The sequence below is a fragment of the Micromonospora sp. NPDC049107 genome (genome assembly GCF_040648595.1).
In the GTDB taxonomy this organism is placed as follows: domain Bacteria; phylum Actinomycetota; class Actinomycetes; order Mycobacteriales; family Micromonosporaceae; genus Micromonospora.
This window is the reverse complement of sequence record NZ_JBEZEC010000002.1, coordinates 201,360-218,563: the sequence shown is the minus strand read 5'-3', so window position 1 is coordinate 218,563 and position 17,204 is coordinate 201,360. Positions and strand designations below refer to the sequence as shown.

The window sequence follows — 17,204 nt, the reverse complement described above, 5'->3', positions numbered from 1 at the left end:
CGATGCCATGGACATCGACCCGTTACCTGGTCTGCTCCAGCCAGGAGGCGTACAGCAGCCCGTAGACCGAGTCGGCGTCGCGCACCAACTCGTCGTGCGGGCCCCGCTGCACGACGCGCCCCCGGTCCACCACGATGACCTCGTCGGCGGCCTGGGCGGTGGAGAGCCGGTGCGCGATGGCGAGGGTCGTACGCCCCCGCGTGACCGCGTCCAGGGTGCGCTGCAAGCGCACCTCGGTCGCCGGATCCACCGCGCTGGTCGCCTCGTCCAGCACCAGCAGGTCGGGGTCGGCCACGTACGCGCGGGCCAGCGCGACGAGCTGCCGCTCCCCCACGCTCAGCGCCTCGCCGCGCTCCCCGACCGGGGTGTTGAGGCCGGCGGGCAGACCGTCCAACCAGTCCGCCAGGCCCAACTCCGTAAAGGCGGCCCCCAGCTCCTCGTCGGTCAACTCCGGCCGGGCGAACCGCACGTTGTCCCCCACCGTCGCGTCGAAGAGGAACCCGTCCTGCGGGACCATCACCACCCGGGCGCGCAGCGAGTCGAAACGCACCTGCGCCAGCGGCACCCCGGACAGCAGCACCGCCCCCGCCGACGGATCCATCAGTCGGGTCAGCAGCTTCGCGAAGGTCGTCTTGCCGCTGCCCGTCTCGCCGACCACCGCCACCCGGCTCTTCGCCGGGATCTCCAGGTCGATGTCGTGCAGCACCGGCGGGCCGCCGGGATAGGCGAACCGTACGCCCGAGAACCGGATGTCCAACGGACCGATCGGCAGGTCCCGGCCCTGCTCCCCGGGATCCGCGACGTCCGGGGCGACGTCCAGCACGTCCAGCACCCGGCGCCAGCCCGCGATCGCGTTCTGCGCCTCGTTGAGCACCTCGGTGGCGATCTGCACCGGCTGGATGAACAGCGTCACCAGGAAGAGGAACGCGGTCAGCTGACCGATCGACAGCGTGCCGTCCACGCCCAGCGTCACCCCGAGCACCACCACCCCGGCCAGCGCCAACCCGGCCGCCAACTCACCGACCGAGCTGCCCACGATGCTGATCCGGATGGCCCGCTGCTGCGCCATGCGCTGCGCGTCGATGGCCTCGTCCAGCCGCCGCTCGGTACGCCCCGCGATGCCGTACGCCCGGATCACCGGCGCGCCCACGACGCTCTCGCCGATCGCGCCCAGCAGCGCGCCGGTGCGCTGGCGCACCGTCGCGTACGCCGCGCCGAGTCGGCGCTGCAACTGCCGGATGACGAGCACCGCCGGCAGGAACGCCACCAGCACCACCAGGGTCAACTGCCAGGAGTACGCCAGCATGACGGCCGTCGTCACCACGAGCTGGCCCAGGTTGACCAGCAGGATCACCCCGCCCCACTGGAGGAACTGGGTGATCTGGTCGACGTCGCTGGTCACCCGCGAGACCAGCGAGCCGCGGCGCTCCGACTGCTGGTGCAGCATCGACAGGTCGTGCACGTGCCGGAACGCCCGCGTCCGCACGTTCGCCAACGCGGTCTCGCTGACCGTGAACAGCCGGCGCATCATCAGGTAGCCGCAGGCCGTGGTGACCACGAGGATCGCCGCGGTGACCGCCACCACCCACCAGACGACGTCCAGCCTCAGGCCGCCGACGATGCCTCGGTCGATGCCCTGCTGCACCGCCACCGGAACGGCCACCCGGCCCACCATGTAGACCAGCGCCAGGGCCAGGGTGGCGGCCAGCCCGGTCCGCAGCTCGGGCGAGAGGGCCAGCCCCCGCCGCAACGTCCGCCAGGTCGTCTCCGGCCGCTCGTCGCGCTCGTCGGTCGTCACCGTCGTACTCAATGGTCCACCTCGATCTCCAGGCCCGACGGGAGCGGCGCCACCTCGTCGTCGTACGCGCGCTCCTGCGCGCGGTCGACCTCCGCCTGCTCGTAGGCGGTGACCAGGTCCACGTACCCGGGCACGGTGGCCAGCAGCTCGGTGTGCGTGCCCCGCGCGATCACCCGCCCCTGCTCGACGTAGATGACCTCGTCGGCGAGGGCGATGGTGGCCCGGCGGTACGCCACGACGAGGATCGACGCGGCGGGAACCCCCGGCTCGCCGGCCGAGGAGCGCAGGCCGGCGAGGATGGCCGCCTCCACGCGCGGGTCCACGGCGCTCGTCGCGTCGTCGAGCACCAGCAGGCGTGGCCGCCCGGCGAGGGCGCGGGCCAGGGTGAGCCGCTGCCGCTGCCCGCCGGAGAGCGAGGTGCCCCGCTCGCCGACCATCGTGTCCAGCCCGTCGGGCAGCGCCGCGACGAAACCGTCCGCCTCGGCCAGGCGCAGTGCCGCCCACACGACCTCGTCGTCGATGCCCGGCCGGTCCAGGGCGATGTTGGCCCGTACGGTGTCGTCGAAGACGAACGGCACCTGCGCCACGAGCGCGACCGTGCCGGCCAGCGACGCGGCGGTCAGGTCGCGCGTGTCCACGTCGTCCAGGGTGACGGTGCCCGAGTCCGGGTCGACCAGGCGTACGGCCAACGAGGCGATGGTGGACTTGCCCGCGCCGGTCGGCCCGACCAGGGCGACCGTGCGGCCCGCCGGGACGGTGAAGCCGACCTCGCCGAGCACCTGCGCGCCGGGCTGGTGAGCCTCGGCGGGCGGATAGGAGAAGTGCACGTCGGTGAAGGTGAGGCTGGCCGGGCCCGGGGTGGCCGGGTCGAGCACCCGCTGTCCGTACGGCATCTCGCCGGTGGCGTCGAGGACCCGGCGCACCCGGTCCCAGCCCGCGACGCTGCGCGGCAGCTCGGCGAGCACCCAGCCGATGGCCCGTACCGGGAAGGCCAGCACGGTGAAGAGGAAGGCGACGCTGACCAGCTCGGTGACGCTGATCGCGCCCTGGCGCAGCCGGAACGCCCCGACCACCAGGACGGCCAGGGTGCCGAGGCTGGGCAGTGTCTCCAGCAGCGGGTCGAAGACGCCCCGCAGCCGGCCGACCGCGATGAGGGCGTCGCGCAGCTCACCGGCGCGGCCGGCGAACCGGGCGGTCTCCTGCGCCTCGCGGCCCATGGTCTTGACCACCAGCGCGCCGTCGAAGCTCTCGTGCGCGATGCCGCTGACCTCGGCGCGCAACCGCTGCGCGCGGGCCTGGCGGGGCGCCATCCGGCGGGAGTAGACCACGTTGAGCGCGAACAGCGCGGGGAACACCGCGAGGCCGACCAGGGCCAGGGCCCAGTCGGTGGCGAACAGCGAGACGATCGCGCCGACCAGCATCACCAGCGTGCCCACCGCGAAGGGCAGCGGGGCGATCGGATACCAGGCCGCCTCCACGTCGGAGTTGGCGTTGGACAGCAGCGTGCCGGTGGCGTTGCGGTGGTGCCAGGACAGCGGCAGGTCCAGGTAGCGGCGGGTGACCCGGCGGCGGTAGGCGGCCTGGAGCCGGTACTGCATGTAACCGGCGCCGAGCCGGCGGCCGAAGATGCCGACCACCCGCAGCACGCTGATCCCGAAGAGGGCCACCGCCGCCAGCACCAGCGCGCCGACGCCGACCTCGCCCCGGGCGATCGCCGGCACCACCACGTCGCCGACGACCGCGCCCACCACGTACGCGCTCACGATGACCATCGAGCCGAACAGCACGCTGCCGACCACGGCGACCGTGAAGATCCGTGGCTGCTCGCGGATCGCCTGCCGCAGCACCCCCAGCCCTCTGCCGAGCACGTCCCGGCTTGTCCTGCTCGCCACGCTCTCCCCCGCCGTAAGCCACAATTATCTACCTCATCCTTACCGGTGCGGGCCTGCGCCGCCGACCCGGACGGGATATGTCGACCATCACGTATTCCACGCCCGCGCCAGCGGTACGACCCGGTCCCGCTCGCCGCGCGGCCGCCAGGGTCCGGGCCTACGATCGGCCCATGTCGCGGTACGCCCGAGCCGAGCGCGAGACGCTGGCCGATCTCCTCCTGGCCCTCGGGCCCGACGCACCGACGATCAACGAGGGCTGGGCGACGCGCGACCTCGCCGCGCACCTGGTGCTGCGCGAGCGCCGTCTGGACGCCGCCGGCGGGATCCTGCTGCCGCCTCTGCGGGGGTACGCCGAACGGGTCCGCCGCCGGCTCGCCGCCGGGCCCTACCCGGAGCTGGTGGCGAAGGTACGCCGGCCACCGGTGTGGAGCCCGGTCAGCAACCCGCTGACCGACGAGCTGGTCAACACCATGGAGTTCTTCATCCACCACGAGGACGTTCGGCGGGCCGTCGGGGGATGGCAGCCGCGTGAGTTGCCGCGTGGCCTGCAGGCCACCCTGTGGAAGCGGGCCGCACCGATGGCCCGGCTGACGCTGCGGCGCTTCCCGGCGGACCTCTACGTGCAGGCGCCGGGGTACGGCGAGGTCTCCGTCGGCCGTGGCGGCGAACGACTGCGCCTGGTGGGTGCCCCGGCCGAGTTGGCCCTGTTCCTGTCCGGACGGCAGCGGGTGGCCAGGGTCCAGCTGGACGGCCCGGCGTCGTCCGCGCGGCAGCTGCGCAACGCCAGCCTGGGCATGTGACTTTCTGCGCCTAATCGGTCACAGCAACGTCGGACGAATGCCCCAGTCCCAACGATGCATACCGATACCTCCTCCCGTACGCTTCACCGCGCCGTTCCGCGCCGGGGCGGCACGATGTGGGGGCACACGATGCGAAGTTTCGCAATCTCGGCGCTACGGGAACCCTCCTTCACGGCGGGGCGCCACAAGTCCACAGATCTGGTAGCCAACGAGAGCGTCGATTGGGCGCGCGCTTTCGGCCTGGTCAACTCCGGTCAAATTCATCGACTGCAACGGGCGGACGCCGCCGGCCTGGCGGGCCGAGCCTGCCCGGACGGGCCGGCACGGGGGCTGCGACTCCTCACCGACCTGATCTCCTGGCTGTTCGTCATGGACGACGCCTGCGACGAGGACGGCCTCGGGGCCGATCCGAGCCGGCTGGCGCCGGTCATCGCCGCCCTGCTCAACGTGTTGGACCGGGCCGGCGACCCGCGCGCCGTACCACCGCCGGAGGCCGGCCCGCTGGGCGCCGCGCTGCACGACCTGTGCCGCCGGACCCGGGCCGAGGGCCGGGCGCCGATGCTGCTGCGGTTCGTCAGCCAGGTCCGCCAGTACCTGCTGGCGCTGCTCTGGGAGGCCAGCAACCGGGAGCGCCGCCGGGTACCGGGGGTCACGGAGTACGTCCAACTGCGTCGGCACATCGGCGGCGTACACCCCTGTCTCACCCTGACCGACCTCGCGTCGGAGCAGCCACCCGGGCCGGCGCGGCGGGCCGATCCGGCGCTGACCGCCCTGGACCTGCTGGCGGTGGACCTGGTGTGCTGGTGCAACGACCTCTTCTCGTACGGCAAGGAGAGCCGGTCCGGCCCGGACGCGCACAACCTGGTGACGGTCATCGCCCAGGAGAGCGGCCTCGACGAGGCGGGCGCGTTACGGGCCGCCGCGGAACGCTTCAACCGGGGGTTGGCGGCGTACCAGGCGGCGGAGGAGGGCCTGCTGGCGAGCGGTGTCGCGGCGTTGCGCTCGCCGCTGGCCACGCGGCGCAACTGGGTCCGGGCCACCTACGACTGGTCGGTCGTGGCTGCCCGCTACGCCTGATTCAGGGCGCCGGTCGGCGCGGCAGGGTCGCCGGACGATCACCGGCACTAGCCGATGCCCGGTATCAGGCAATACTCTTCGGTAACCACTATGACGTGACGACCGTCACGTCGCCACCCCCGAAGGCGGCTACAGCGATGGCTCTCGATGTACCGTACCGTTCCATCCCGGACATGTTCCTCAAGCGCGTGGCGGCCACCCCCGACCGGCACGCGTTCGCGTCCCCGACCCCTGACGACTCGGGGCCCAACTGGTTGACCTGGGCGCAGGTCGGCCAGCGCGCCAAGGCCGTCGCCGCCGGCCTGCACGCGCTCGGCGTCGGCCAGGAGAACCCGGTCGCGATCCTCGCCAACACGCGACTGGACTGGGTGGTCGCCGACCTGGGCATCATGTGCGCCGGCGGGGCGACCACCACCGTCTACCCGACCACCGAGCCGGCGGACGCGACGTACATCATCGCCGACTCCGGCTCGCGGGTCCTCTTCGCGGAGAACCCGGCGCAGGCGGCCAAGATTGCCGGAGCGGAGCTGCCGGCGCTGACCCACGTGGTGCTCTTCGACGGCGCCCCCGACCCGAACGCCGCGATCCCCCAGCTCACCCTCACCGAGCTGGAAGAGCGGGGCAGCCGGGCGCTGGCCGCCGAACCCGATCTGATCGACATGCTCGTGGCCGGCATCGGCCGCGACCACCTGGCCACGCTGATCTACACCTCCGGCACCACCGGCCAGCCCAAGGGTGTCGAACTGTTGCACGGTGGGTGGTGCTGGGAGGCGGTGGCGCAGGCCGACGGCGGGCTGCTGCGCGACGACGACCTGCAGTACCTGTGGCTGCCGCTGGCGCACTCGTTCGGCAAGACGCTGCTCTGCGGCGCGATCCACGTCGGCCTGCCGACGTACGTGGACGGGCGGGTGGAGAAGCTGGTCGACCTGCTCGCGGTGATCCGCCCGACGCTGATGTGTGGCGCCCCCCGCGTCTTCGAGAAGGTCTACAACCGGGCGGTCACCACCGCGCAGGGCGCCGGCGGCGCGAAGGCGAAGATCTTCGCCTGGGGTGTCCAGGTCGGTAAGGAGAAGGTCGCGCTGGAGCAGGCCGGCAAGCCGGTGCCGGCCGGGCTCAAGCTGCGCTACGGGCTGGCCGAGAAGCTGGTGTTCAGCAAGCTCCAGGCCCGCCTGGGCGGCCGGATGCGGGTGCTGGTCTCCGGCGCCGCGCCGCTCAGCCCGGAGATCGCCACCTTCTTCGCCGCGGCCAACCTGCCGATCTCGGAGGGCTACGGCCTCACCGAGACCAGCGCCGGCAACTTCGTCAACCCACCGGACGGGCTGCGCATCGGCACGGTCGGGAGGGCGATGGGCGACCTGGAGTGCCGGGTCGACACCGACGGCGAGATCCTCGTGCGGGGTCGCCCGGTGATGCGCGGCTACCACAACCTGCCCGAGGAGACCGCCGCCGCGTTCACCGAGGACGGCTTCTTCCGCACCGGCGACATCGGCACGCTCGACGAGCAGGGCTACCTGCGGATCACCGACCGCAAGAAGGACCTGGTCAAGACCTCGGGCGGCAAGTACATCGCGCCGTCGCACATCGAGGGCATGTTCAAGGCCATCTGCCCGTACACCTCGCAGGCGGTCGTGATCGGGCAGGCCCGCAACTTCTGCACGATGCTCGTCACGCTCGACGCGGACGCCATCCGCGGCTGGGTGGCCGGCGGCCCGCTGGAGGGCCGCGACTACACCGAGATCGTCGCCTCGCCGGAGGCGCAGGCGATGGTCGAGGAGTACGTCGCCCAGCTCAACGCCAAGCTGAACCGCTGGGAGACGATCAAGAAGGTGGCGATCCTGCCGCGTGACCTGACCATCGAGGACGGCGAGGTCACGCCGTCGTTGAAGATCAAGCGACGGGGCGTGGAGAGCAACTTCGCCGCCGAGATCGACAAGATGTACGCCGGCTCCCTCGCCGAGCTCTAGGAACGTGTCGTCGTGGCCCCGCACCCGCCCGGGTGTGGGGCCACCGGCGTCCTCGGGTCCGCTCAGGCGATGACCGACGGCTCCGGCCACCGCTGCCGGCCGCTGCGGTCCAGGTCGTAGCGGACCGTGGCGATCCGCTCCACGGCCTCCACCAGCTCGGCGGCCGGCAGGGTGAAGGGCAACCGCAGGAAGCGTTCCAGGGTGCCGTCCAGACCGAACCTCGGCCCGGGCGCGAGCCGTACGCCGACCTCCTCGGCGGCCCGCGCGAGCGCGCTGGAGACCGGGCCGTCCAGCTCGGCCCAGAGGGTCACGCCGCCGCGCGGCACGGTCACCCGCCAGTCCGGTAGTCGGTGCGCCAGCGCGCCGAGCAACGCGTCGCGCTGGGCGGCGAGCTGCGCCCGACGGTCGGCGACGATGGCCGCCGCGTCGGCGAGCAGGCGCACCGCGACCAACTGGTCGAGCACCGGGCTGGACATGTCGACGCCGACCCGGACCGCCGCCAGCCGCTGCACCTGCGGCGCGGAGGCGCGGACCCAGCCGATCCGCAGACCACCCCAGTAGGGCTTACTCATCCCTCCGATGCTGACCACCCGGGAGTGCCGGTCGAACGTGGCCGTGGGCGGGGGCAGCTCGACGCCGTCCAGCGGGAGGTCCACGAAGGACTCGTCGACGATGAGATCGGTGCCCACGGCGTGGGCGGCGGCGACCACCCGCTCGCGCAACGCGGCGGGCATCAGGTGGCCGGTCGGGTTCTGGAACTCCGGGATCAGGTACGCCAACTTGGGGCGGGTCTGCCGCAGGCTGCCCAGCAACAGGTCGGGCTCCCAGCCGCCGGCGTCGGCGGACAGACCGTGCGTGGCGATCCGGGCCCGCCGGCCGGCCAGCGCGGCGAGCGCGTTGGGGTAGGTCGGTGACTCGACCAGCACGTTCCCGCCGGGGGCCAGGGCGAGGCGCAGCACCAGGTCCAGGGCGTGCTGGGTGCCGCTGGTGACCATGATCTGGTCGGCCGAGGTGGGTAGCCCGCGCGCGGTGTAACCGGCGGCCACCGCCTCGCGCAGCTCACCGATGCCGGTCGGGTGGTAGCCGGCGCCGCCCAGGTAGCGGGGCAGGTCCTCGACGGCGGCCCGCGCAGCCCCGAGCAGTTGCGGCGGGGCCGCCAACGCGGCGACGCCGAGGTCGATCATGTCCCGGTCGTCCAGTGGGGTCCACAGGCCGGTGCTGGCGACCCGGTGGTTGCCCGGCAGCATCGTCCAACTGCCGGCGCCCCGCCGGCTGGCCAGGTGGCCGGTCTCACGCAGCTCCCGGTACGCGGCGGTGACCGTGGTACGGCTGATCCGCAGCGCCTCGGCCAGCTCACGTTCCGCCGGCAGCCGCACGCCCAGGGGAAGCCGGGCGTCGGCGAGCAGCCCGCGTACCGCACCGGCGAGCGCCGCGTAGTCGGGGCTGCGGCGACGGCCCGGCAGGGCGTGCCACTGCCCCAGCAGGCGCGCTAATTGGACCCCTCGCACCTGACCAGTCATGACCACTCCTCGGATATTGGCCTCTTCCTCCGGGAGGATTGGCACCTAGGGTGGCATGCATGGCACTGATTGGCAATCTGCGGGAGCGGCCGGTACGACGGCTCAGCCAGCTCTACGCCGGGCTCGTCCTCTACGGGGTCAGCATGGCCCTGATGGTCCGCTCCCAGCTGGGCCTGGACCCCTGGGACGTCTTCCACCAGGGGCTGTCCGAGCTGACCGGGCTCTCCTTCGGCACGGTCACCATCGGTGTCGGCGCCCTGGTGCTGCTGCTCTGGATTCCGCTGCGACAGCGGCCCGGCCTCGGCACCGTCAGCAACGTGGTGGTGGTCGGCCTCGTGGTGGACGCCACTCTGGCCCTGCTGCCCGCCGGTGGTCCCCTCGGCGTCCGCATCGCCCTGTTGATCACCGGGATCGTCGCCAACGGCGCCGCCACCGCGCTCTATCTCGGCGCCCGCCTGGGTCCGGGCCCACGCGACGGGCTGATGACCGGCTTCGTCGCCCGTCGGCCCCGCTTCTCGGTGCGACTGGTGCGTACCGTCATCGAGGTCACCGTGCTCGCGCTGGGCTGGCTGCTCGGCGGCACGGTCGGCGTGGGTACCGTCGCGTACGCGCTGGCCATCGGTCCGCTGGCGCAGTTCTTCATCCCGCTCGTCGCGGTGCCCCCGGCCAAGGCCGACGCTGAGGACGAGTCGGCGGTCACCGCCGGTGACCCGTCGCGTGCCCCGGCCGCCTGAACGTTCACCGACCGTTCACGGACCGGCACGCCGCGCTGGTGGAAGTGGGCTCGTTGGAGGGTGGGTGTTCCCTTCCGCGTCGCTCGCCGTCATCATCACTGCATGGGGGAGAACGGTTGGCGCTGGAGCGACGCATGGATCTTCGTGTCGTTGGTCATCGCGAGCGGCGCCGGACGGCACCGCCGTTCCGCGACCAGCCGCCGGCCGGAGGGCGTACGTCTGACCGACGTGCTGTCCACCGCCGACCATCTCAACCACGCGATTCCCGAACGACACGAGGTGGAGGCCGCGGTCCAGCGGCTGGTCGGCGCGGGCCTGGTCACCGTCGCCGACGGGTGGTTCCGCATCACCGCCGAGGGTGAGCAGCTCTGGCGCAGCCGGCCCCGGGCCGGCGTCGCCACGATGGTGGACACCGTGCAGGGGGTCCTGACCCGCCGGCACGCGCCCGGCAGCGCGGACTGGATCCTGGAGGAGGCCGACCACGCGGCGGCCGTGCAGGAGTACGCCGTCCGCTCGATCCCCACGCCCCGCCGCTCACCCGAGGGGCAGTCCGGCGGCCACTGACCCCCAACGAGATCTTGGACAGTTTCCGTTAGCTACTAACGAAAACTGTCCAACATTGCCACGGTTAGGGCGCGCCGACGGGCGGAGCGGGTAGCGGCAGGACCAGCAGGTGCGTGGGTGTGCCGTCGGGCATCGCCGACCCGCCGACCTGCCGCCAACCCGCGCGCTGGTAGATGTCGCGGGCCGGCGCGGCCGGGTTGGACGCGAGAGTCGCCCGCCGCTCGGCCCGCCCGTCGAGGAGCCGGTACATAAGCTGCGCGCCGACGCCCTCACCCCGCCGGCCGGGACGCACGATCCATTCCATGACCGCGAACTTGTCGACGGCGCGGAGATCGGCGGGCGGCTCGGCGGTGGCACGCGTCCACCAACGCCCGGCAGCCATCGTCGAACCGTACGCCGCACCGACCAGTTCCCCCGCGTCGTCCGCCACCACGAGGGTGAACCCAGGGCGCCTCGTCTCAGCGGGCAGGGCGGCGGCGAACGCGGCCACCTGATCCGGTCCCTCGACGTACGGCGGCTCCGCGTAGACGACCGCGTACAGACGTACCAGCGCCGGAAACACGGCCGCGGCCGATTCGGGAGTGTGCATGCGGTACGTGACGGGCATGGCGGAGCAGCCTAGTCCGTTCGACAGCAGATCGAGGACATGTCAGGTTGGTCGCCGCTCTCAAGTGCCTTCCGGTATCTGCGGTTCGACGGCGGATGGGCGACGATGCCGAACCGGCCAGCCGAGGAATCGATCGAACAGATCGGCCGCAGTGCCTGTGACGGCAGGGTTGAGCCGGTGCAGGTCATCGATGGCTTCGTGTAGGCAGCCGGCGAGATAAAGGAACAGGCTCAGCGACATGTCACGGTACTCGACCACGAGAGCGACTTTCGCCGTTCCGCACGGCCACGGCTGTCCGCACCGGCAGCACAGCCACAGCGGACGCATCGGCAGATGCCCGCTCTCCCGAGACCGGTCCCGCCGCACCGTCATGAATGGGCATCCCGTCGGGACGGCCGGCGGTGGGCTCGCCGGGGGATTGGCAAGCCCACCGCCACCGAACGGCGGCTCGGGGAAGGCCGCCGATCACCCACCCGCGCAGCCCCGATGGCGATACGCAGATGGGGAGTAGTCCGGACGCGAGCAGGACCTGAGCGTTCGGCCAGATCGTGAGGTCGATCGCGCTTCCAACAGCTCACCCTGCACCCCAGCTCAGTAGGTCGCTTGATCGCTGGTCTTCACCCAACGGTGCGCCGGCTGATCCCAGTGCGGCATTGGCGCAGTTTCGATGCACTCCCATTGCGACGACTACGGTGAGCTGGATAAATGGATCCGTGATGCACAGTGGCGGCAACGGTCGGCGAGCACCGGGCTTGCGGCGGCACAGGCTCGCGCAACGACGCAAGGCGATCGGCCTCAGCCAGGAACGCCTCGCCGAAGTCCTCGGCGTGGATCGTTCCACCATCGTGCGCTGGGAACGCGCGGAGACCGACCCGCAACCCTGGCTCCGCCCACACCTGGCCAGGGCGCTCAAGGTGTCCGTTGAGGAACTGGCCGATCTGTTGGCCGACACCCGCCGACCACCCGCCACGCTCGACGGACGTCTCGACTACGCGTTGCGGCAGCCCGGTCGCGTCGACCTGATCACCGTGGCACACATACGGGAGCGCGTACGGCATCTGGACGAGCGCTACGACCGAACGCCTTCGACTCTTCTGCTCGCCGAGGCGGCACAGTTGCACGGTCAGGCGGTCTTCCTCCGCCAGCACGCCCAGGTCGGCTCAGTTCAACGGGAACTGGCTGCGGCGGTCGCCGAGGCGGCGACGCTGATGGGCCAACTGGTATGGGACGCCACACAGCGACACGACCACGCGGCCAGCGCGGCCTACTTCGACCAGGCGGCCGACGCCGCGAGGGAGGCCCGCGATCCGGTCGCCGAAGCCAACGCGTTGCTGCGCAAGAGCTACCTCGCGCTCTACGGCACCAAGCGCCCAACCGCTGCCGTCGCGTTGGCGACGCAGGCAGTTGCCGTCAACGACCGGCTCCTCACCCTCATGACTCCCTAGGAGCACCAGCGTGACAAGCACCGACGACGCCAAGCAGTCCGTTCGACGACGCGTCTGGGACCTCCTCGAACGCGGAGGCGTCGCACCGCCGGGCGTTCACGGCCACATCCCCGACTTCGCCGGCAAGGAAGACGCGGCCGCCCGGCTCGCGGAACTGGATATCTGGAAACGGGCACGGGTCATCAAGTGCAATCCCGACCGCGCCCAACTGCCGGTCCGGGTCCGCGCCCTCCAGGAGGGCAAGCTGCTCTACATGGCGGTTCCGCGACTCGCCACCCCGGAACCCTTCTACCTGCTCGACCCGGCCGCTCTGCACGTCCCGTTCGAGATGGCCGCCACGAGCAGTGGCGCCCCGGAGGTCGCCCCCACGGTCGGCACCGATGGCATGCGCCCGGTGGATCTGATCGTTTGCGGCAGCGTCGCGATCAACCGACACAACGGCGTGCGACTCGGCAAGGGAGCCGGCTACTCGGACCTGGAGATCGCGCTCCTGGCCGAGGCCGGCCTCGTGTCCAAGGAGACGACCATCGCCACCACCGTCCACCAGAGCCAACTCCTCGACGAGGAACTACCGCACGCCGACCACGACTTCAGCGTCGACTACGCGGTCACCCCCGACGAGGTCGTCGCATGCGTGCCGGACCGGAAGCGACCGTCCGGCATCATCAGGGAGAACCTCCGCGCCGACCAGCTCGACACCATCCCCGTGCTGCGCTGACTGCTCCGCCGGGTCCACGAGATGCCAGCCAGCGGCGTGCGCGTTCGATGCGGGACACGGGCGGGACCGCTCGACGCGTACCCACCGGGGCCGGCGCGGACGACGGCTCGGCGCGGCTAGCGGACCGGGTGGCCGTTGCGGCGCAGGGCGTCCTTGACCTCGCCCACCGTCAGCTCGCCGAAGTGGAAGACGCTGGCTGCGAGGACCGCGTCGGCCCCGGCTCCGATCGCGGGCGGGAAGTGCGCCACCTCGCCGGCCCCTCCGCTGGCGACGACCGGCACGTCCACCACGGCTCGCACCGCGGCGATGAGTTCCAGGTCGAAGCCCGCCTTGGTGCCGTCGGCGTCCATCGAGTTGAGCAGGATCTCCCCCGCGCCCAGCTCGGCCACCCGCCGGGCCCAGTCCACCGCGTCGATGCCGGTGCCGCGCCGACCGCCGTGGGTGGTGACCTCGAACCCGCTGGGCGTGTCGCCCGTGGGCGCGCGGCGTACGTCGAGGGAGAGCACGAGCACCTGCCGGCCGAACCGGTCGGCGATCTCGGCGATCAGCTCCGGCCGGGCGATGGCGGCGGTGTTCACGCCGACCTTGTCGGCTCCGGCGCGCAGCAGCGTGTCGACGTCGCCGACCTGCCGGACCCCGCCCCCGACGGTCAGCGGGATGAAGACCGACTCGGCGGTGCGGCGTACCACGTCGAGCATGGTGCCCCGGTCACTTGACGACGCGGTGACGTCGAGGAAGGTCAGCTCGTCGGCGCCGGCCCGGTCGTAGACGGCGGCCAGCTCCACCGGGTCGCCGGCGTCGCGCAGGTCGAGGAAGTTGACCCCCTTGACCACCCGCCCGGCGTCCACGTCGAGACAGGGGATCACCCGTACCGCCACCGTCATGCGGTCAGCCTATCCTCCGCGCACGGCTCGGCGGCCGACCCGAGGGGGCCGACCGCCGTGCCGCAGGTGCACGTCACACCCGGACGAGCATCTTGCCCAGGTTTTCGCCGCGGAGCAGGCCGAGGAACGCCGCCGGGGCGTTCTCGATGCCGTCGACGACCGTCTCGTCGTAGGAGAGTTTGCCCTCGCGCAGCCAGCCGGCCACGTCCTGGACGAACGTCGCGCGCACGTTGTTGTGGTCGTTGACCAGGAACCCGCGCAGGGTGAGCCGCTTGCCGATGACCAGCGCCAGGTTGCGCGGCGCGGCCGGCGGCTCGGTGGCGTTGTACTGGGCGATCATGCCGCAGATGGCGACCCGGCCGTGCAGGTTCATGGCCGAGATCGCCGCCTCCAGGTGGTCGCCACCGACGTTGTCGAAGTAGACGTCGATGCCGTCCGGGGCGGCGGCGCGCAACGAGTCGCGGACCGGCCCGTCGTGGTAGTCGAACGCGGCGTCGAAGCCGAGTGCCCGGAGCCGCTCGACCTTGGCGGCCGACCCGGCGCTGCCGATGACCCGGCCCGCGCCCTTGAGCTTGGCGATCTGGCCCACCAGGCTGCCGACCGAGCCGGCCGCGGCGGAGACGAAGACCGTCTCGCCGGGCCGCATCGCGGCGACCTCCAGCAGACCGGCGTACGCGGTGAGTCCGGGCATGCCGAGCACGCTCAGGTACGCGCTGGCCGGGGCGATGCTCGCGTCGACGGTGCGGGCGCGGCCGGCGTCGAGCAGCGCGTACTCCCGCCAGCCGAGCCCGTGCAGGACGGTGTCGCCCACGGCGATGTCGGGTGACTCGCTGGCCACCACCTCGCCGACGGCGGCCCCGTCGAGGGGGGCGTCGAGCGCGAACGGCGGCACGTACGACTTGACGTCGTTCATCCGTCCCCGCATGTACGGGTCGACGGAGACGTACTGGTTGCGGACCACGATCTGGCCCGGTCCGGGCGTCGGGACGTCGGTCTCGACGAGCCGGAAGGTGTCCTCGGTGGGCCAGCCGTCGGGGCGGCGGGCCAGGTGGATCTCGCGGTTGCTGGTCATCGGGGGGTCGTCCTCTCGTACGCGGGTGGGGTCCGGGGCCGCGACGGTCAGGCGGCCAGGGTCTCGCGGACGGTCAGCGCGACGTCGATGTTGCCGCGGGTGGCGTTCGAGTACGGGCAGACCTGGTGGGCCTGCTCGACGAGCTGCTCGGCGGTCTCCCGCGCAACGGCGGGCAGGTCCACGATGAGCTGGGCGGTGAGCCCGAAGCCACCGCTGCCGTTGGGGCCGATGCCGACCTCGGCGGAGACGACGGAGCCGGTCACGTCGGCCTTGGCGCGGCGGCCGACGATGCGCAGGGCGCTGTGGAAGCAGGCGGCGTAGCCGGCGGCGAAGAGCTGTTCGGGGTTGGTGGCGCCACCCTCGCCGCCCAGTTCCTTCGGCGACGCCAGGTCCATGGCGAAGGTGCCGTCGGAGGTCTCGACGTGGCCGTCCCGGCCGTCACCGGTGGCGGTCGCGGACGCGGTGTAGAGAACCTTCATGATGGTCACTGCTCCTTCTGTCGATGGACGGTCTCGGTGACCCGGGTGAGCGTGTCGCGCAACGCGACGAGCTCGTCGATGCCCAGGCCGGTGGCCTGCGCGATCCGCAGCGGAACGTCGCAGAGCCGCTCGCGCAGCGCCCGACCCCGCTCGGTGAGGCTCACCTCGACCCGCCGTTCGTCGCGCGCCGCGCGTCGGCGTACCACCAGGCCGCCGCTCTCCAGCCGTTTGAGCAGCGGGGAGAGGGTGCCGGAGTCGAGCCGCAGCTCGGCGCCCAGCTCGGACACGGCGGGCGGGTCGTCGGGGCGTTCCCAGAGGACCAGCAGCACCAGGTACTGCGGGTAGGTCAGCCCGACCTCGTCGAGGATCGGCCGGTACACGTCGGTGAGGGCGCGCGACGCGGCGTAGAGCGCGAAGCACACCTGCCGGCGCAGCACCAGGTCATCGGTCACCGGTGAACCGTAGCCCGCAATTAAGTTGTGCACAACTTATCGGCGCGGAATGCGGCCGTGACGACCGCCACCGAAGCGGTCAGCGGTCGCCGACGTACGCCTCCAACTCCACCTCGACGAGGTGCTCCGGATCGAGCAGACCGGCCACCACCACGAGCGTCGCCACCGGCCGGACCGCGCCGAAGACCGCGTTGTGCGCCCGGCCCACCTCGTCGGCGTGCAGCCGGTCGGTCACGTACATCCGGGTCCGGACCACGTCACCCGGCTCCGCGCCCACCTCGGCGAGCGCGGCCAACCCGATCCGTAACGCCTGCGCGGTCTGCGCGGCCGCGTCCCCGACGTGCGCCACCCGACCGTCCACGGTGGCCGTACAACCGGCCGTCAGAGCCAGGTCACCGGCGCGGACCACCCGGGAGTAGCCGTAACTCTGCTCCCACGGCCCGCCCGAGCCCAGCCGGGTGACCGTCACGCCTCGGCCAGGGTGCGCAGCGCCTCGGACACCGTGAACGCGCCCGCGTACAGCGCCTTACCGGCGATCACGCCCTCCACACCCAGCGGCTCCAGCGTGGCCAGCGCCCGCAGGTCATCCAGGGTGGACACGCCGCCGGAGGCGATCACCGGCCGGTCGGTACGGGCGCACACGTCCCGCAACAGGTCCAGGTTCGGCCCGCGCATCGTGCCGTCCTTGGTGATGTCGGTGACGACATACCGGGTGGCGCCCGCCTTGTCCAGGCGCTCCAGCACCTCGTACAGGTCACCGCCGTCGCGGGTCCACCCCCGCGCGGACAGCGTCTGACCCCGGACGTCCAGCCCGATGGCGACCCGGTCGCCGTACTCCCCCACCACCCGGTCGCACCACTCCGGGTTCTCCAGCGCGGCGGTGCCGATGTTCACCCGGGCCGCCCCGGTGCCCAGCGCGGCCCGCAGCGACTCGTCGTCGCGGATCCCGCCCGACAACTCGACCTGCACGTCCATCTGGCGCACCACCTCGGCGAGCAGGTGCGCGTTGCTGCCCCGACCGAACGCCGCGTCCAGGTCGACCAGGTGGATCCACTGGGCGCCGTCGCGCTGCCACGCCAGCGCCGCGTCCAGCGGGTCGCCGTAGACGCTCTCGCTGCCGGCGGCGCCCTGCACGAGCCGGACGGCCCGGCCGTCGGCGACGTCCACGGCGGGTAAAAGGGTGAGGCTCAACGTCTTC

The 17,204-nt window shown here is 72.2% G+C and carries 18 protein-coding genes; 7 read left to right on the top strand and 11 right to left on the bottom strand.

Going from position 1 to position 17,204, the window contains the following annotated elements:
* Nucleotides 1-22 precede the first annotated feature (22 nt).
* Both AB0B55_RS06190 and AB0B55_RS06185 read right to left on the bottom strand, forming a co-directional pair.
* Nucleotides 23-1,798 (bottom strand): ABC transporter ATP-binding protein, encoded by a 1,776-nt coding sequence (locus AB0B55_RS06190; protein ID WP_357127336.1) that lies wholly within the window; start codon nt 1,796-1,798, stop codon nt 23-25.
* Between the two features lie 8 nt (nt 1,799-1,806).
* Nucleotides 1,807-3,690: an ABC transporter ATP-binding protein gene (locus AB0B55_RS06185; protein ID WP_357127058.1), complete on the bottom strand. Its 1,884-nt coding sequence runs from the start codon at nt 3,688-3,690 to the stop codon at nt 1,807-1,809.
* Between the two features lie 170 nt (nt 3,691-3,860).
* Here AB0B55_RS06185 and AB0B55_RS06180 point away from each other — a divergent pair, with 170 nt between their 5' ends.
* The 3 genes from AB0B55_RS06180 to AB0B55_RS06170 all read left to right on the top strand — a co-directional run bounded on the left by AB0B55_RS06180 (nt 3,861) and on the right by AB0B55_RS06170 (nt 7,531).
* A complete protein-coding gene (locus tag AB0B55_RS06180) occupies nt 3,861-4,490 on the top strand; it encodes a TIGR03085 family metal-binding protein (protein ID WP_357127055.1) in 630 nt (209 codons plus the stop codon).
* 129 nt (nt 4,491-4,619) lie between these two features.
* Nucleotides 4,620-5,567 (top strand): terpene synthase, encoded by a 948-nt coding sequence (locus AB0B55_RS06175; protein WP_357127053.1) that lies wholly within the window; start codon nt 4,620-4,622, stop codon nt 5,565-5,567.
* A gap of 137 nt (nt 5,568-5,704) precedes the next feature.
* Complete coding sequence (locus tag AB0B55_RS06170; protein ID WP_357170744.1) at nt 5,705-7,531, top strand: long-chain fatty acid--CoA ligase; 1,827 nt, start codon at nt 5,705-5,707, stop codon at nt 7,529-7,531.
* A gap of 62 nt (nt 7,532-7,593) precedes the next feature.
* On the opposite strand, the gene AB0B55_RS06165 is transcribed toward AB0B55_RS06170, so the two are convergent.
* Entirely contained in the window at nt 7,594-9,051 is a 1,458-nt protein-coding gene (locus AB0B55_RS06165) for a PLP-dependent aminotransferase family protein (RefSeq protein WP_357127047.1), read from the bottom strand.
* A gap of 59 nt (nt 9,052-9,110) precedes the next feature.
* Between AB0B55_RS06165 and AB0B55_RS06160 the strand changes: the two genes are divergently transcribed.
* A complete protein-coding gene (locus AB0B55_RS06160; protein ID WP_357170742.1) occupies nt 9,111-9,785 on the top strand; it encodes a hypothetical protein in 675 nt (224 codons plus the stop codon).
* Between the two features lie 102 nt (nt 9,786-9,887).
* Nucleotides 9,888-10,349 (top strand): hypothetical protein, encoded by a 462-nt coding sequence (locus AB0B55_RS06155; protein ID WP_357170740.1) that lies wholly within the window; start codon nt 9,888-9,890, stop codon nt 10,347-10,349.
* Nucleotides 10,350-10,413: 64 nt separating this feature from the next.
* Here AB0B55_RS06155 and AB0B55_RS06150 read toward each other — a convergent pair whose 3' ends face one another.
* The gene (locus tag AB0B55_RS06150) at nt 10,414-10,956 is read right to left on the bottom strand and encodes a GNAT family N-acetyltransferase (RefSeq protein ID WP_357170738.1); all 543 of its coding nucleotides are present in this window, start codon (nt 10,954-10,956) and stop codon (nt 10,414-10,416) included.
* Nucleotides 10,957-11,016: 60 nt separating this feature from the next.
* Complete coding sequence (locus AB0B55_RS06145; protein WP_357170736.1) at nt 11,017-11,328, bottom strand: hypothetical protein; 312 nt, start codon at nt 11,326-11,328, stop codon at nt 11,017-11,019.
* 380 nt (nt 11,329-11,708) lie between these two features.
* On the opposite strand from AB0B55_RS06145, the gene AB0B55_RS06140 reads away from it, so the two are divergent.
* Nucleotides 11,709-12,401, top strand: a complete 693-nt coding sequence (locus AB0B55_RS06140; RefSeq protein ID WP_357170734.1) for a helix-turn-helix transcriptional regulator — start codon at nt 11,709-11,711, stop codon at nt 12,399-12,401.
* A gap of 10 nt (nt 12,402-12,411) precedes the next feature.
* Entirely contained in the window at nt 12,412-13,119 is a 708-nt protein-coding gene (locus AB0B55_RS06135) for a 5-formyltetrahydrofolate cyclo-ligase (protein ID WP_357170732.1), read from the top strand.
* A 116-nt stretch (nt 13,120-13,235) separates the two neighbouring features.
* Here the strand turns inward: AB0B55_RS06135 and hisF are convergent, their stop codons facing one another.
* The 6 genes from hisF to priA all read right to left on the bottom strand — a co-directional run bounded on the left by hisF (nt 13,236) and on the right by priA (nt 17,197).
* The gene (hisF, locus tag AB0B55_RS06130) at nt 13,236-14,003 is read right to left on the bottom strand and encodes an imidazole glycerol phosphate synthase subunit HisF (protein WP_357127026.1); all 768 of its coding nucleotides are present in this window, start codon (nt 14,001-14,003) and stop codon (nt 13,236-13,238) included.
* Between the two features lie 73 nt (nt 14,004-14,076).
* On the bottom strand, nt 14,077-15,075 hold the full coding sequence (locus tag AB0B55_RS06125; RefSeq protein WP_357170730.1) for an NADP-dependent oxidoreductase: 999 nt from the start codon (nt 15,073-15,075) through the stop codon (nt 14,077-14,079).
* A gap of 47 nt (nt 15,076-15,122) precedes the next feature.
* Nucleotides 15,123-15,554: an organic hydroperoxide resistance protein gene (locus AB0B55_RS06120; protein ID WP_357127020.1), complete on the bottom strand. Its 432-nt coding sequence runs from the start codon at nt 15,552-15,554 to the stop codon at nt 15,123-15,125.
* Between the two features lie 5 nt (nt 15,555-15,559).
* Complete coding sequence (locus AB0B55_RS06115; RefSeq protein WP_357127017.1) at nt 15,560-16,006, bottom strand: MarR family transcriptional regulator; 447 nt, start codon at nt 16,004-16,006, stop codon at nt 15,560-15,562.
* Nucleotides 16,007-16,085: 79 nt separating this feature from the next.
* Entirely contained in the window at nt 16,086-16,475 is a 390-nt protein-coding gene (locus tag AB0B55_RS06110) for a RidA family protein (RefSeq protein ID WP_357127014.1), read from the bottom strand.
* Nucleotides 16,472-17,197: a bifunctional 1-(5-phosphoribosyl)-5-((5-phosphoribosylamino)methylideneamino)imidazole-4-carboxamide isomerase/phosphoribosylanthranilate isomerase PriA gene (priA, locus tag AB0B55_RS06105; protein WP_357127011.1), complete on the bottom strand. Its 726-nt coding sequence runs from the start codon at nt 17,195-17,197 to the stop codon at nt 16,472-16,474. The genes AB0B55_RS06110 and priA overlap by 4 nt, the downstream gene beginning before the upstream one ends.
* Nucleotides 17,198-17,204 lie beyond the last annotated feature (7 nt).

Bases quoted from the DNA above. Each gene is read 5' to 3' on its own strand.
- AB0B55_RS06120 (WP_357127020.1), bottom strand. From the start codon at position 15,554: ATGAAGGTTCTCTACACCGCGTCCGCGACCGCCACCGGTGACGGCCGG.
- AB0B55_RS06170 (WP_357170744.1), top strand. From the start codon at position 5,705: ATGGCTCTCGATGTACCGTACCGTTCCATCCCGGACATGTTCCTCAAG.
- AB0B55_RS06155 (WP_357170740.1), top strand. From the start codon at position 9,888: ATGGGGGAGAACGGTTGGCGCTGGAGCGACGCATGGATCTTCGTGTCG.
- AB0B55_RS06180 (WP_357127055.1), top strand. From the start codon at position 3,861: ATGTCGCGGTACGCCCGAGCCGAGCGCGAGACGCTGGCCGATCTCCTC.
- AB0B55_RS06175 (WP_357127053.1), top strand. From the start codon at position 4,620: ATGCGAAGTTTCGCAATCTCGGCGCTACGGGAACCCTCCTTCACGGCG.
- AB0B55_RS06160 (WP_357170742.1), top strand. From the start codon at position 9,111: ATGGCACTGATTGGCAATCTGCGGGAGCGGCCGGTACGACGGCTCAGC.
- AB0B55_RS06125 (WP_357170730.1), bottom strand. From the start codon at position 15,075: ATGACCAGCAACCGCGAGATCCACCTGGCCCGCCGCCCCGACGGCTGG.
- AB0B55_RS06145 (WP_357170736.1), bottom strand. From the start codon at position 11,328: ATGACGGTGCGGCGGGACCGGTCTCGGGAGAGCGGGCATCTGCCGATG.
- AB0B55_RS06165 (WP_357127047.1), bottom strand. From the start codon at position 9,051: ATGACTGGTCAGGTGCGAGGGGTCCAATTAGCGCGCCTGCTGGGGCAG.
- AB0B55_RS06150 (WP_357170738.1), bottom strand. From the start codon at position 10,956: ATGCCCGTCACGTACCGCATGCACACTCCCGAATCGGCCGCGGCCGTG.
- hisF (WP_357127026.1), bottom strand. From the start codon at position 14,003: ATGACGGTGGCGGTACGGGTGATCCCCTGTCTCGACGTGGACGCCGGG.